The sequence below is a fragment of the Devosia sp. genome, from assembly GCF_039927955.1.
In the GTDB taxonomy this organism is placed as follows: domain Bacteria; phylum Pseudomonadota; class Alphaproteobacteria; order Rhizobiales; family Devosiaceae; genus Devosia.
This window is the reverse complement of sequence record NZ_JBDSUA010000056.1, coordinates 57,658-71,976: the sequence shown is the minus strand read 5'-3', so window position 1 is coordinate 71,976 and position 14,319 is coordinate 57,658. Positions and strand designations below refer to the sequence as shown.

At 60.0% G+C, this 14,319-nt stretch carries 9 protein-coding genes; 5 read left to right on the top strand and 4 right to left on the bottom strand.

The window, feature by feature from the left end; translation table 11 throughout:
- The 4 genes from ABIT12_RS13915 to ABIT12_RS13900 form a co-directional block, all read right to left on the bottom strand.
- The coding region (locus ABIT12_RS13915; RefSeq protein WP_348044825.1) for a recombinase family protein at positions 1-126 on the bottom strand (126 nt) is incomplete at its 3' end.
- Positions 127-373: 247 nt separating this feature from the next.
- Positions 374-1,072: an SOS response-associated peptidase family protein gene (locus tag ABIT12_RS13910; RefSeq protein ID WP_348044821.1), complete on the bottom strand. Its 699-nt coding sequence runs from the start codon at positions 1,070-1,072 to the stop codon at positions 374-376.
- A gap of 395 nt (positions 1,073-1,467) precedes the next feature.
- Positions 1,468-1,884: a thermonuclease family protein gene (locus ABIT12_RS13905; protein WP_348044819.1), complete on the bottom strand. Its 417-nt coding sequence runs from the start codon at positions 1,882-1,884 to the stop codon at positions 1,468-1,470.
- Between the two features lie 21 nt (positions 1,885-1,905).
- Positions 1,906-2,217, bottom strand: coding sequence for a hypothetical protein (locus tag ABIT12_RS13900; protein ID WP_348044817.1), 312 nt, complete (start codon positions 2,215-2,217; stop codon positions 1,906-1,908).
- 70 nt (positions 2,218-2,287) lie between these two features.
- On the opposite strand from ABIT12_RS13900, the gene ABIT12_RS13895 reads away from it, so the two are divergent.
- From ABIT12_RS13895 to ABIT12_RS13875, 5 genes are all read left to right on the top strand, one after another.
- Positions 2,288-5,605, top strand: coding sequence for an error-prone DNA polymerase (locus ABIT12_RS13895; RefSeq protein ID WP_348044815.1), 3,318 nt, complete (start codon positions 2,288-2,290; stop codon positions 5,603-5,605).
- Positions 5,606-6,389: 784 nt separating this feature from the next.
- Positions 6,390-7,601, top strand: a complete 1,212-nt coding sequence (locus tag ABIT12_RS13890) for a hypothetical protein (protein WP_348044811.1) — start codon at positions 6,390-6,392, stop codon at positions 7,599-7,601.
- Positions 7,598-9,433 carry a caspase family protein gene (locus tag ABIT12_RS13885; protein WP_348044809.1) on the top strand — a complete coding sequence of 612 codons (1,836 nt, stop codon included), beginning with the start codon at positions 7,598-7,600 and terminating at the stop codon, positions 9,431-9,433. The genes ABIT12_RS13890 and ABIT12_RS13885 overlap by 4 nt, the downstream gene beginning before the upstream one ends.
- A gap of 130 nt (positions 9,434-9,563) precedes the next feature.
- On the top strand, positions 9,564-10,415 hold the full coding sequence (locus ABIT12_RS13880; RefSeq protein ID WP_348044807.1) for a MoxR family ATPase: 852 nt from the start codon (positions 9,564-9,566) through the stop codon (positions 10,413-10,415).
- Entirely contained in the window at positions 10,412-14,206 is a 3,795-nt protein-coding gene (locus ABIT12_RS13875; RefSeq protein ID WP_348044805.1) for an SAV_2336 N-terminal domain-related protein, read from the top strand. The genes ABIT12_RS13880 and ABIT12_RS13875 overlap by 4 nt, the downstream gene beginning before the upstream one ends.
- Positions 14,207-14,319 lie beyond the last annotated feature (113 nt).

Here is a 14,319-nt window from a genome sequence, read left to right as displayed (position 1 = left end):
ATCGCGACTAGCGCCGGAGACTTTCTCCGCCCGTACCAATTCACAGCCCTCGGCTTTGAGCTTGGTCAGTTGGATTTCTAGATCTTGATCGACTGTGCTGACGCGAGCGTAGCCAATGCGAGCCATGTGTCACCTCAAGGTTTAGGCCTGAGGCTCGCATGTCACAAATAGTCGATGTCAACACAGAAGTTACGCTGGCGACGACTGTCGGCGTTACGTCGCTCTTGGGTATGCGCTGACGTGACGGTGACGCCCGGCCGGGGCTTGTGGGCTGGGAGGAGTTCGCGCGCGATGGATTGCTCCGATAAGCCAGAAGCCCTGACCCACGTGACACTCGCCGCTCGAGAAGGGCCCGAACCACGCAGCAACGTTCCTACGCCTCACTCATTCTGAGCGGGTCGCCCTTCGGAAATGCCCTGCCGTCTGAATCGAAGCCCAGTGGTTGAGTCGACTTCACCGTCAGCAAACCGTCTGGCAGTGGGCGCTGCAACGTCTTCGCCTCGGACCATGGCGCCCGAAGCCAGGTCTCCCGCTCTTGTGCGGTTGTCAGAATGACTGGCATCGCCTTTTCATGAACAGGCGCGACCACGTCGTTGGGCTTGGTCGTCAAAAACCCAAAGGTGTCGTGAAGTAGCACCCCTTCATCCTTGCGCCGCATGCCGGTCCAGGGCGTCCACAACCCAGCGAAGAAAAACAGCGGGTCGTCATCGCCTAGTGTAAACCACGCGTTGCCGGATCGACCGTCGGCCATTTTGGTTGGTTCGGAGAATGTTGTCACCGGAACGAGACAGCGATTTTGGGTTCCCAGATAGCCGTTCCAGTCATCATACCAAGGGTGTCGGATATTCGTGTTGCCCTTCTCTGGCTTGCCGATGTCCAGTGATTTCAGGGATGGCAGTCCCCAGCGAGCCAACACGATAGATCGGACGCCGTTGCGCTCCCGAACAATGGGGGCTCGATAGTCTGGGAAAATCCCGGGCAGCCCCGGCAGGTTGCCCAGCGCGTCGTTGAGCGCCTTAGTCAGCGCCACCATGGCCTCAACGTTTGAGAGCATTGAATATAAATTACACATTGTGACTCCCGATGCTTTGACGCAGGCCGGCCGGGCCGAAGTCGGCTCTAAGCTAGGCCGCGGTTCTCTTGGACTTCTGTTATGGTCCTTATGGGATGACTGTGACACCGCTCTGGCCTGTGCGATATTGCGTCAGACAATAACCACCTCCGGCCCCTAAACATGCCGCTTCCCGCGATCATAACCCTGCTCGACCACCATAATGCAGGCTTGGTGGTAACCTCACATTGCAGCGCCGACGCTTCCCATACCCGGGTGCTGGATATTCCCGCGATGTTGGCTGGCCACGGCGACCGTCCGCTTGACCATGAGTTCAAGCTGTCTCTGGTTTGCGCGATCTGTGGCGCTCCAGGCGGCGGCGTTGAGATTGCGCAAAAGGCAGCGTAAAGCGCTGGCTACCTGCACCACCATTCGTCACCATCAGGCCAGCGCCGGGCGAGCCGTTCGTCAATCAAGATGTCACCCACGTCGCGGCCAGAAATCCTGATGGTCCCCAGGAGCCGCTTGCCGGTGCCATCCAGGCCAAAGGTCTCCAACGTCCAAGCGTTACTGTTCAACAACTCCAGCAACCGCTGGCTGGCTTGATGGGCCAAGGCGATTTCCCGCTGACCGCCGCAAATGTCAGTCGTTGGTTCGGGCGTGTCGAAGCTCTTTAGGCGAATGTTCTGGCCGTGCACCCAGATGGTGTCGCCATCAACCAGACAGTGCTTGGCGGGACCATTGCGCTCGCCCTTGTGGCACATGCGCAGCTCGTCGGCGTAACTCGGCGCGGCAAGGCCCACAAGAGCCAGGACGATTAGGGCTAACTTCACCTGCGGATCCTCCGACCGCCATCACACAGGGGCCTGTCGCACCTCTATGGCCTTGAGCCGTAGACCGCGCAAGATTTCGCGCTCTTCCTGTGTGCCGACGATGGACAAATCGTGCACTGAGATGTCGTCCCATCTGGTCAAAAGCCAAGCCCCGACCTCAGCGGGATCGTCCCCACACATCACCTCAAGGCTATGGCAGACCTTCACTTCGACGGTCAAAGTCCGAGGGTCGATCCCATAGATAATCGTGTCATTGTCGTGTTTGCCGCGCTGCGCTGGACTCGGCTGCGCACCTGTCGTCAACGGCTCAAATTGTACTTCGGGCTGGTTCATCGGTTGACTCCTGCATCTGGGTTGTTCTCTTTATGTTCTCTTGACCAATCACGGTCAAGAGGGTGTCCAGATGCGTGCACCGGCCTATGCCGAACTGGTGACCACCAGCAACTTCTCGTTCCTGCGCGGCGGCTCGCACCCGTTTGAATTGGTGGGACAAGCGGCAGGATTGGGGCTGGCCGGCTTGGGCCTGTGCGACCGCAACTCTTTTGCCGGGGTGGTGCGCGGGCACGTGGCAATGCGCGAGCTGCAAAAGACCAATCCGGACTTTCGCTACGTCGTCGGCACGCGGCTGGTGTTCAATGACGAAACCCCCGACATCGTCGCCTACCCGATGGACCGGGCCGCCTATGGGCGTTTGTGTGCTCTGCTGACGCTGGGCAATCGACGCGCGCCCAAAGGGGAATGCCATCTCCAGTTTGCCGATCTGGCCAATTTTGGCGAGGGGCAACTGTTCATTGTTCAAGCCACGTTTGATCCGCTCAGCGCCGGGGAATATGTGCTGCGCCAGTTGCAGAAGGTTGCGCCGGGTCGGGTCTGGCTGGCGGCCAATTGCCTGTTCAATGGCAAGGATCGACAACGCCTCAATCAGCTTGCCGAACTGTCCGCTCGAACCGGCGTGCCGCTGATCGCGGTCAATGATGTGCTCTATCACACCCCGCAGCGCCGTATCCTGCATGACGTGGTGACCTGCATCAGGGAACACCTGACGATTGAGGGTGCCGGGCGGCGGCTACAGGCCAATGCAGAACGGCACATCAAGTCACCCGAAGAAATGGCGGCGCTGTTCGCTGACTATCCTGAGGCCTTGGGTGAGACCATCAAGCTCATCTCCCGCATCAGCTTCTCGCTCGATGACCTCAAGTACAATTACCCAGAAGAGACGACCGGCAGCGGAGAGACGGCGCAGCAGTCCCTGGAGCGGCTGGCCTATCAGGGCGCGCATTGGCGCTACCCCAACGGTATCCCAGAGAAGGTGCAAAAGGGTCTGGTGCACGAACTGGCTCTGATCGCCGAGATGAAGTACGCCGCCTATTTTCTCACCGTGCAAGATCTGGTCCGCTTCGCGCGGCAGGAACGCGGCATCCTCTGTCAGGGGCGCGGGTCGGCAGCCAACTCTGCGGTGTGCTTCTGCCTTGGGATTACCGAGGTTGACCCGATGCTGGTGGACCTGTTGTTCGAGCGGTTCGTCTCGACCGAACGCGATGAGCCACCCGATATCGATGTGGACTTCGAGCATGAGCGCCGCGAGGAGGTGATGCAGTACCTCTACCAGAAGTACGGACGCCACCGGGCCGGGCTGACGGCGGTGGTCAACACCTACCGGACCAAAGGCGCAGTGCGCGAAGTCGGCAAGGTCTTTGGCCTCTCAGATGATGTGATCCGGGCCTTGGGCGGTCTGTCCTGGGGTTGGTACGACAGCGCCCTCAAACCGGAGCGCGTGCAAGAGGCGGGTATTGATCCGAAGGAACGCTCCATCGCCATGACGCTGGAGGTTGCTGGGGCGCTTTATGGCTTCCCGCGGCACCTGTCCCAGCATGTGGGCGGCTTCGTCATCACCCGCGACCGGCTCGATCACCTGATGCCGATCCAGAATGCCGCCATGGCCGACCGGACGGTGATCGAATGGGACAAGGACGACATCGACGCGTTGGGCATCCTCAAGGTCGATGTGCTGGCGCTGGGCATGCTGTCCTGCATCCGCCGGGCGTTCGACCTGTTGCACCAGCACTACGGCAAGAGCCTGACGCTCGCTACGGTGCCGCAGGAAGACCACCGCACCTATAAGATGACCCACCGCGCCGACACTATCGGAGTGTTCCAGATCGAAAGCCGGGCGCAGATGTCGATGCTGCCACGGCTCAAGCCGTCGGAGTTCTATGATCTGGTGATTGAGGTGGCCATCGTTCGCCCCGGTCCCATCCAAGGCGACATGGTGCATCCCTACCTCAAGCGCCGCATGGGGCTGGAGCCAACCAGCTATCCCTCCGCCGAACTGGAGCATGTGCTCAAGAAAACCTATGGGGTGCCGCTGTTCCAGGAACAGGCGATGAAGATTGCCATCGTGGCGGCTGGATTTACGCCCGGTGAAGCCGACAAGCTGCGCCGCGCCATGGCGACCTTCAAAAAGACCGGCGGGGTTGGAGTATTTCGCGACAAGTTCCTCAAGGGCATGGCCGATAAAGGGTACGCCCCAGATTTTGCCGCCCGGTGTTTCCAGCAGATCGAGGGCTTTGGCTCATACGGCTTTCCGGAAAGCCACGCCGCCTCGTTTGCGCTGCTGGTCTATGTGTCGTGCTGGATCAAATGCCATTACCCCGATGTGTTCGCGGCGGCGCTCCTCAACAGCCAGCCGATGGGGTTCTACGCTCCCGCCCAGATCGTGCGCGATGCAGAAGAACACGGTGTTGAAGTGCGGCCCGTTGACATCAACCTGTCCGATCTGGAAAATGTCCTTGAGCCGGGCCGCCCCGCTGGCGCTTGGGTTGCCCCCCGTCATGCAGAAATGCAGCACGACATCTGGAGCAACCGTGCGGTCCGGCTCGGCCTCAACTTCGTCCATGGTCTTCGCACCGAACACGCCAACATTATCATCGCCCGGCGTGGCAATGGCTATGACAGTGTCCGTGACCTCTGGCTGCGCACGGGTCTGTCGCAATCGGTCCTCGAGGTCCTGGCTCAAGCCGATGCTTTCCAGTCCATCGGCCTCAATCGGCGTGATGCTCTATGGGCCGCCAAAGGACTGATCGGCACTGAGGGTGCAGAACTGCTGCCGCTGTTCCAGGCGGCTCAGCGCCCCGGCCAAAGCAGCGAACCCGACGCCGACCTGCCACCGATGCCTCCCGGCGAGGAGGTCATTCACGACTATCGCTCGCTGTCACTCTCGCTCAAGGCTCACCCGCTCAGCTTTATGCGGGCGTCGTTAGCGGCCAAGGGCATCATCCCGGCCGATGATCTGCGCACCCATGCTCCAGGACGGATCGTGACGGTGGCGGGCTTGGTGTTGGTGCGGCAGCGACCCGGTACGGCGAGCGGGGTCATCTTTGCCAGCCTTGAGGACGAGACCGGCCTTGCCAACATCATCGTCTGGCCCAAGGTCTTTGAAGCCAATCGCCGCGTGGTGCTGGGTGCTCGTGTCATGGCGGTCCGGGGTCAACTCCAGCGCGAAGGTCTGGTGGTTCACGTCATCGCCAAAGACTTCATTGACCTGACCCCGCAACTGCTTGCCATCGCCGACGGTCACGACATGGGCGAGGCAGTCATTGCCCGCGCCGATGAGGGCAAAACCGGACCCCATGGCAGCCGCACCCGCGAGCGCGACAAGCATGCCGAGTTTGAGGCCAGCAAGAGCCATGCCGCTTTACCCTCTGGCCGCAACTTCCATTGACGCCATGACCACAAGGCCCCTCTCAACGCTGGCCGACTTCCGCGTCAGCGACCGCACCATCACCGCCTATTGCAGTCACTACTGGGTCTGCTCTCATGATGCCCAGCTTCGGCTTGATCTAGTGGCCTCTCGCCTTGGCTGGGGCTTCGACTTCTTTGCCGGACGAACTTACCTAGCCAGTCGGCTCTACTGCTCGATCTGCGGCTGGTATAAGCCAACCTTTTCGCTTGGCCACGCCAGCAAGCCAAAGGGCTTTGCCGGAAGCCACGGCGCGGGCTTTGAGCCAATCGGGGTTGAGGCTGCGGCAGGTGTTGAGTTGGAGCGGCGAGCGTTGCCGAGCGAGGATTTGCCATGGGTGGGAGCGCGGAAGCAGGGGCGAAAATTCGGGCGCTTATCGTAGTGGGATACCAGCATGCCCGACAGTGACCCCGCCGCAGTCGGATAAAGGGCGAATGCCCGATTTCTTACTTTGCGCAGCTCACCCTGCGTTGCATTCCCTGCCGTTCGTCGGCTTGGTCGATGGACGTCTGCAATGGGGTGGGAAGCGCAAGGTCTGTTTTTATAAGCATGAGCCACAAGCAGACATTTACCGTTTGGCGGGTTGGGCTCGCATCATATCGAAGGCTTTTCAGCATCCGCTTGGGAATTGTGGGTATTCACTTTGGGTATCTAGCAATGTTCAGATCAGGTAGGCAGCAAACGTCACAATGACAACAGACCGAAAGGCTGCTGTTGACATCCTCACAGGATATGCGTGTTCATGACGTCGACGAACTGATGCACGATGCGCAAGGTCTACGCAAGTTTTCGTCGAGGGGACGAGATGGTTGGCAGCATTGTCTTTGTACATGGAACTGGCGTCCGGATAAATGGCTACGGTCCTGCGCTTGAGGCAGTAAGGCGCGAGGCTCGTGAGGCGGGGATCTCTGTGCCCGTCGTCGCATGTCCGTGGGGAGAGCCCCTGGGAGTAAGCTACAAGGGCCACTCACTTCCGGAACCACCTTCAGAGAAGCAGCTCGAGGAGCATGCGCTCGACTTGGCACAATGGACTTGGCTGCTGGACGACCCACTGGCCGAGTTGGACCGGCTAGCAATCCGAGACACTCGTTCGACGCGGGGCCGAGACGCGCAGCCACCAGGCAAAAAGCCAACGTGGCTGGCCAGGCTAGAAGAAATCAAGGCTTACGAGCCCTCGGTCGAGCTGTCGGCAATATTGTCCCGCCTCGGAATCGGGGATCTGTGGAAGGGTGCCGCTGGAGAGGTCGTCGACTCCTCGATCGCTCGCCTTGCCTTTGAACGGTCTCAAGAAGCAGGCGAGCTTCCCGACGCGATCGCCGCGCTAGCCCGAGCATGCGTTGCCGAACTTCACCGACGCGCAATCGATGACGCGCGGCCGGGTCCCTCTAGGGACTTGCGCGACCGCCTCTGGCGCATTCTCGTCGTCGACTGGAAGGGTGCCGTTGCCGGCCTATCGACCTTTCTAGCCGGGATGTTCCAGCGGGCGGGCACTTCGCTCCTTCGGAGCAACCGTGCAAACTTGAACGCTCTTATCGCCGACCCTATCGGAGACGTGCTCCTCTACCAGTCGCGAGGGGGCGAGATAAGAGATTTCATCCGGCAAATAATCGACAAGTCGCCCGGGCCTGCCTTGGTCCTTGCCCATAGCCTAGGTGGCATCGCCTGCGTCGACTTGCTTGCATCTTCTATGCCGCCCAAGGTCATGGGCCTTGTGACGATAGGGTCCCAGTCTCCACTCTTCCACGAATTCGGGGCACTCGCATCGCTCGACGAAGGCGATGAGCTGCCAGGCAACTTCCCCCCCTGGCTAAACGTGTTCGATCGAAATGACTTTCTCTCCTTCGTGGGCGGGCGTGTCTTCGAGGGTAAGGTCCAGGACTTCGAGGTCCATTCCGGCCAGCCTTTTCCGGATTCACATGGGGCATACTTCGCCAATCCCGAGCTTTGGCGAGAGATCGCCAAGTTCGTTTCGACATGAGAAACGTCCGCGCCGTTGTTGTCGGGGTTTCCAGGTACTACTCCAGTAGCTGGAAGACAGATGGTCCAGCGCGAAATGCTGCAGCGATTGCGAATTGGTTGCTCGGGCTAGGTGTAAAAGGCGATCGCATTCATCTGTTTGCCGAGCTTCCGATGGTAGATCCCGCGCAGGCCGCAAAACTAGGGGCATTGGGAGTGGTGGCAAGGGAGCCTCGGCACCCCGCGATCAATGAGTTCTGGCGCGTAGAGCTGCCGCGGCTTGCTGAGGAAGGCGACCTGTTGTTCTTCTTTTGGTCAGGGCACGGAATGACCGACGCCGCATCCCAACGCGTATTCTTCTGCGGAGATTATTCGCCCCAGCTTCCGACAAGCGTGCTCAACATGAACGAAGTTCTAGCAATGCTTCGTTCCAGTCCATACCAACGGTATTCCAAGCAGCTCTTTATTGCGGACGTGTGCGGAACCTATGCGGAATCCCCGATTGCTCCAACTTGCAGCGTGCCAGCTGACGTAGCGTCAGTTGACCAATTCATGGCGTTTGCAACTCGAGAGGGCGAGTATGCAGAGATGGACGACAAGATGGGTATATTCACGGACGCTGTGCTAGAGGCGTTTGCCCTCATCGGTAGGCGCTGGCCGGAGGAAGATTTGCTTAGACCCGCGCTGGTGAAGGTATCAAGCCAACTTCCTCAGCAGCCCTACACTGTCTACATCAAGGGCAGGCAGGGGGAAACCCATGGACAGCCTTTTGGCAGCGGCAGGTCGGGCCGATTAGCCCTTGCCAATAGCGCATACAAGATGCTTCAGGACCACGACACAGGGAACGTCCAAACGGGCCACTACGAGCGTACAATGTCGGGCCTCGGCCTTGCGACATCTCCCTATTCGACTACGCTTTTCGCAATCGTGCGGGAACTGGCCGACCTCCAGGACGTCCGAGATGGCCAAGCTCCTTATGGTCTGGTCGAATTCCTTGCACGCCTAGCCGGCGATCCACGCCTGGCGCGGCACTGCGCGGAGGCAATCGGGCATTGGATCGCCGCGAACGGGAAAGACCGCCTTCGCGAGGCAGAAGAACGCATTTGCCTCGACCAGTCCACTCGCAAGCTGTTGTTCGAGGTGAGGCCCGCAACGGGGCGCCTCTGCGAGGTCGAGACATTCCTGCGCTTCAACGACATGATGCCGGTTCCAGGCTTCCAGAGTAAGGTGGCCAAGGTGGACAACTGGCAGCAATTGGGCGAGGTGGTGCGCCAGAACCTCGATCAGGTTGAGAAGAGCCCACAGACCGGTGACATCGAGCTGCACTTTCTTGCCGATGCGGACCTCTTCGACTTGCCCTTTCATGCAATCGAGGCCGCCGACGGACAGCCTGTTGGACAACATCACGTATGTATCGTTCACTCATTGAAGCGGGCACTTTCGCCCGACGGAATGCTCGCCATAATGCTTTGGCGCAAATGGTCCGAAACGATACCCCTTCAGAGCTTCCCGCAGGTTCCTTGGCAGAAAGTAAAACCTACTCCGGAAGTGGGCGGCTTCTGCTACGCTGACTTTGCCGTCGTCCCTACGCCGCAAGGGTCGGTAGGCAAGAAACAGATCGAGGGACTAATTAAGCTCGGCGCGCCGGTCGTGTGCTGGCCACACGCGGAACTAGAGGAGATGGGACTGCGGGAGTACCTCTCTGAATTGGCTAAGGGCGCTGTGGAACTTGGCGGATTGCCGGCGGCCTTCCTAGTCCAGCGAATGCTACGTCATCCGGTAGCCTCGGGCTTTACCTTGCTTTGCGACGAACCCAACTTTCGCCCTTTCGTAATGATGCAAGGAGCTGGCTAGCATGGAAGATTGGCGGATATTTAGTGGCGACGGATCCCAGCATGACGGCTTGACTAGGCTTCCCCCGCCGCCACCGTGGCGCTTCTCTGGCGCCTGGACCGATATAGCGCCTGTGCCGGGGCCTCTCGACATGAGCGAACGGGCGCGCGCGAAACCGTTCATTGCACGGGAGGATATGATCCGAGCAGTGAACGCCGCCTTGTACCTGCGGAGGCCCCTGCTCATTACAGGCAAGCCTGGTACGGGAAAGTCGACCTTGATCAGCAAGGTAGCGGACGAGCTCCAAATGGGAGCGGTGCTGCGTTGGCCCGTAAATTCTCGCTCGACGGTAAGGACAGGTGTCTATGAGTACGATGCAGTAGGCCGCCTGCAGGCACCCCTCGCCGGGGGAGCTCGCATCGAAGACTACCTGATGTTGGGTCCGCTCGGGGCAGCCCTTGCAGCGCGAGGTCGACCCGTCGCACTCTTGGTGGACGAGATCGACAAGTCTGATCTGGACTTTGCAAACGACCTACTAAACGTCATCGAGGAAGGCGAATATGAGATCCCGGAGCTGCGTCGTACGGGGTTAGGTACTGTATCAGTTCGGGGACCAGGCGGCCGCGTAGCGGATGTCACCAACGGGATGGTGCGTGCCGAACACTTCCCATTCGTAGTGATGACCTCAAATGCCGACCGGGAATTCCCCGCGCCGTTTCTGCGACGTTGCGTCCGGCTCGAAGTTGGGCTGCCAACACGCCACGAGCTCGAACGCATCGTGAAGTCCCAGCTTGGGCGACACCCTTATGCACTACCTCAAAAGGAGGTGGATGCAGTGATCGACTTGTTTCTCGATAAGAGCGCCTCGGGCGAGGTGTCTACCGACCAACTACTCAACGCTATATTCCTTACCGTCGCAACGCGCGATGGCTCAGCCAGGACCTTCCAGGATCAGGAGCTCATTGAACTCAGGGAAAGCCTGATGAAGTCACTTACCCCATGAATCTCGCCGGACTGATCGCCGCGATGGACGAGGCTGGGCTGGAGTTAGATCCGAATGCAATCCTGGACGCCTTGTGGCTCGCCCGATTTCGCCCGGACTTAGGATCGGCGACGCGCACAGCAGCTGGGCCGGTTCCGCGACCGATCGCTAGACCGGCCCAGCCAGGCCCCAAGCCGGACGATGGCCTCGATAGGCCGAAGCCGGCACAGGAACCAGCTAATGGCAAACGGGCAAGTTTCCAAATACCACCCGAGGTCGGACCTAGTGATGCGTACCCTGTAGGTTTCCGTCGAGCAGGTACTCGTCGGGCCTCACCTGTTGCGATTGGCGCATCCCCCCCTCTTGCCGACCGGCTTGGCTTCTCTCGAGCTATCAAGCCCTTGCAGCGCCGCTGGCGTTCGCTTCGCGACCAAGAGCTAGACGAGGACGCGACGGCCGAGAGTACCGCGGAGGCCCGGCTAGTCAGGCCAGGTGTAATGGTTCCCATCCTGAAGCCGCGTCTAGAGCGTTGGTTCAACCTCGACGTTGTACTGGAGGACGATTCATCGATCTTGTTGTGGAACGACACGATGGCTTCCTTCACGCAGACAATGCGCGATACGGGGGCCTTCGGCGAGGTACGCCGTTGGCGACTAGATCTCCGCCAGGAAAGGGGGGGAGGGCGCAGCAAGGCATCACTTGTGGCGCCATCGGGGGCCAGGCATCCGCCGACGATCCTTGATGGCGATCGGCGAGTCATCCTCTTTGCCACGCATGGCAGCTCTCGTCATTGGCAGACGGGCCTCTATGACAACCTCCTGGCAGGATGGGCCGAGCATTCGGCGGTTGCGATACTTCCGCTCCTCCCTGAAAGGAGTTGGTCCCGCACGCCCTTGGGGGGCGCAAACGGCCTGTGCTCGACAGACACTCCTGGCATGCCATCGATGTTGTTAAAGGCCCATCCTGACAACTGGAGTGAATTCGAGGGGAGCGAAGACTGCTATGCCATCCCACTCGTCGAAATGAGGCCAGAGGCGGTCGCCCGTTGGGCCAGAATGTTGATGAGCCGGGGTCGTCCTGTGCCCGCTCGCCTTCGGCGCTATCCGGTGGAGCCCCTGGCGCCTAGTGCATGGAAGCCGCTGGAGCCACCGCCGGCCGACGATAAGTCGTTCGAAATGCGCATCGCGGTCTTGCGGGAGCGATCGAGCACGGCGTTCGAGCTTGCCGTACTCCTGGCACCGACCATTTTCACCGTTGCTGTAGCAAGGCTTATTCAGGAAGCCCATTTCGGCGCCGTGGACCAAGATGCGCTGGCGGAGCTCTTCGTTTCGGGGCTGTTGGTGATCGGCGCCTCGAAGGAGCAAGGCGCGCTATCGGCGACGTATGCAATTCACCCTCGTGCATCTGCGCTGCTGTTGCGGTCCCTGAGGGGTCGCGACGCGAATGCAGTCGCGGACGAACTCGTAGCGAGCGTAACCGCCCACATTCGAGAGCGAAGCGGCGCGATGTTGTCGCAGCCCATCTTTACCCCGGACGCCAATGGCCAATTCGCGTTGCCGGACTCCGTTAAGCCCTTCGCGGCCGTGGCCGACCAACTCCGTCGGGCAGTTGTGGCGAGCGAGCCGCTGGCTCCACTCGAGACTCGATTGCGGGACTTGCCGCCCCGCGCCCTCCGCCGTCTCCACGCACTGCACTTGGTCGAAAAGCCGGCAGGCCCCAGAGATATTGAGCCCGAGGCGTGGCAGTTCATGTCCGCGGAAGACGTTGCCGGAATCCGAGAAGGTGGTCGGCGAACCCTCCACGCCCACGTCTTGGCCATGATAGCTGGCATGCTAGAGGTGAGGCCACTCCTCGGGACTCGGCTTTTGTGGGTTGACGACCGTCCGGCCAATAATTTGCCTTTCGCGAGCGAGCTAAAGGAGCAGGGTGTCGAGGTCATCGAAGTCCTAACGACGCAAAGTGGGCTGGCGGTGATCGATGACGAGTTCGACCTTGTTATCAGCGACATGGCGAGAAAGGAGGGGCCGCGGGAAGGATTCGCCTTGATCGATGCGCTCCGAGCGCGTGGCGATCAAATCCCCATCCTTATTTTTGCAGGCTATTTCGCTCGCTCGGCTAGGAATCGTGACGATGCAAAGGCCGCGGGCGCGCAACTGTGCACAGATAGCGCGGATGAACTGTTGCGGCACGCCTACCAAATTCTGCGCAGCGCCGATACGCTCAGTCTCGAGGTGCTCCGGGAGAGGGTGGCGAACGTCGAACTGGCCGAAAACCACTTGCTCATTATTACAACGGATGACGAGGGAAGCCGCCTGCACGCACGGAGTGGCGAAGCTTTTGCGATAGCTGCGGAAATCAACTTGGGTGTGCGGAGCAACCATGTCAATCGTCTCACGGCATCGGAATTGCTGCAACGGCAGTGCACCCTCGATGTGCTGTTTCCCGGCCTGGCCGATACTACGGGTAAGGCAGGGACTGCAATCGTCTATATCGGAGGGCCAGTTCCCGACGCGATAATGGGTACGATCAAGGGTTTGGATGGGTTTGGAAGCGGCCGGCCGCTAGAGCAGTTGGCGGGCGCGCTGCGCGGCAATGGGGACTTCTCGCAAGTCATGATGGTCCTCGACACGGGCGAGCGACCTCTCCCCGCCAACCGGGGCTTCGATGCCGCGGTCAAAACTAGCTTGGGTGATGCCATTTCGTCGCCTTGGTTCCTGGCCGCCGCCGCTTCCATCGCGTCACGCACGCCTGAGCAAGGAGTGCTCCCGATGACACGACGCCTGATCAAGGTGATGGAGGAGGCGCCACGCGGGACGCTGCTGGGTGGCCAATTATTTGCGACTGCCGCAAAAGACGACCGTGCGGTCTCGCCGTTGGTTCAACTAGACGGAGACTTCTCAGTAAGAAAGGTTGGGACCACCGGCGAACCCGCCATTAGATCGTGGACAGACTACATTAAGGAAGGCGCGGACCTCGCTAACAAGAGGAAGCACGACGCCGACTTGAAGGCACTTCGCGCCTATGAGCGGGCCTTGGCGCTTCGACCAGATAATCCCGACAGAGAGCGTCACAGTCGTTTGCTGGTCTATCGCGCCGCCATCCTAAAGCGATTGGGGCGTCTCCAAGAGGCCATGGTCCAGCTTGAGGAGGCAAGGCCATTGTGGCTTGGTGCTAGAGTAGAGGGAGACGCTTGGTACAACCTTGCTTCCATCCACGCACAACTAGGCGAGCGTGAGGAAATGCTCGACGCACTTTTCGCCATTCGAGGCAACAAGGCGCGGAATGACGACGTGCGCAACCACGCCAAGGACTATTTCTCCGATTATGCCAACGATCCCGATTTCATCGCGGCCGTTTCCAATCAGCAAGTAAAGTCTCGTTCCCTTGCGAAAATCCCAGACAAGGAATTTTGCTCCCGCCAGGAACTACTATCAATCGCCAGCAACGCAGAGGGTATTGCGAAGAACGAGAGACCACGCGGCTTGCTGCGGATCTTTGCCACCGACCATCAGCAAACATGGCTGGTGGCGACGAAGTGGTCCCTAATCGTGCTGCTCGACGACGCAGATACTAGAGCCAGTAATGCCGTCGTCCAGCAGGTCTTGTCACTAGCGACGCTCAGGCGGATAGTTGCCAAGGTGGAGGCTGTCGGGAGTAACATCGTCGTAGTTGCGGACGAAGCGGATGCAACGTCGTGGTACTATAGCGACGACCTGTTCGAAACACCGCAGGCGATCGAACTGGCAATCGAGCGGCTGTTAGACCAATCCCACGCCGAATCCCTCTTAGGCAAAAATGAGAGGAATGCGTGACCGCCAACTTCGCTGGCAACGGCTTCAATGCTTGCCAAGCCGCGCGGAATCGCCAAACACCGACAGCCGAGCTTCGACCAGATTTCCGCCGGCGATAGTTAGCTACTCTTCCC